At 75.7% G+C, this 721-nt stretch carries 1 pseudogene; it reads right to left on the bottom strand.

The window, feature by feature from the left end:
• Positions 1–721: pseudogene (locus VR44_RS40325) on the bottom strand (acetate--CoA ligase family protein); the annotation flags it as partial.

Below are 721 nucleotides of genomic sequence, written 5' to 3'. Positions count from 1 at the left end.
GCGCTGGCCGGGGGCGCGGCGGTGGCCCGGGCCGCCGAGAGGGCTTCGACCAGTTCCCCGAGCTCGACGTGGACGACGGCGACGGGCTTGCCGGGGACCTCGGTCACGGCCTCGCGCAGGGCCTCCGCGAGGTCGTCGGCCAGGGCCCGCTCGCCGACCCAGGGGATGGCGGTGACGACGACGGCGTCGCAGTCCTCGGAGGCCAGGGCGGCGGTGAGGGCGGTGCGGAAGTCCTCGGGGGTGGCGGCGGTGGTCAGGTCCAGCGGGGGCGAGGGCCGCAGCCCCTCGGTCAGGCAGGCGTCGTACGTGAGGACCCCGAGGGACTCGGAGTTGCCGAGGATGGCCACGCGGGGGCCGGCCGGCAGCGGCTGCCCGGCCAGCAGGAGGCCGGCGTCGACGAGCTCGGTGACGGTGTCGACCCGGATGACACCGGCCTGCCGGAGCAGGTCGGAGACGGTGGATTCGGGGAGCCGGGTGCCGGGGACCAGGTGTCCGGCGGGGGTGTGGCGGCCGCCGAGGGCGACGACGAGGGGCTTGACGGCGGCGGTGCGGCGGGCGAGGCGGGTGAACTTGCGGGGGTTGCCGAGGGTTTCCAGGTACATGAGGGCCACGTCCGTGGCGCCGTCCTCGTACCAGTACTGGAGGATGTCGTTGCCGGAGACGTCCGCCCGGTTGCCGGCGGACACGAAGGAGGACAGGCCCTCGCCGCGGCGTAGCAGGC

It is taken from the genome of Streptomyces katrae (genome assembly GCF_000966975.1).
Taxonomy (GTDB): domain Bacteria; phylum Actinomycetota; class Actinomycetes; order Streptomycetales; family Streptomycetaceae; genus Streptomyces; species Streptomyces katrae.
Note: the sequence above shows the minus strand (reverse complement) of the source record. Positions and strands in the feature narration are given on the sequence as shown.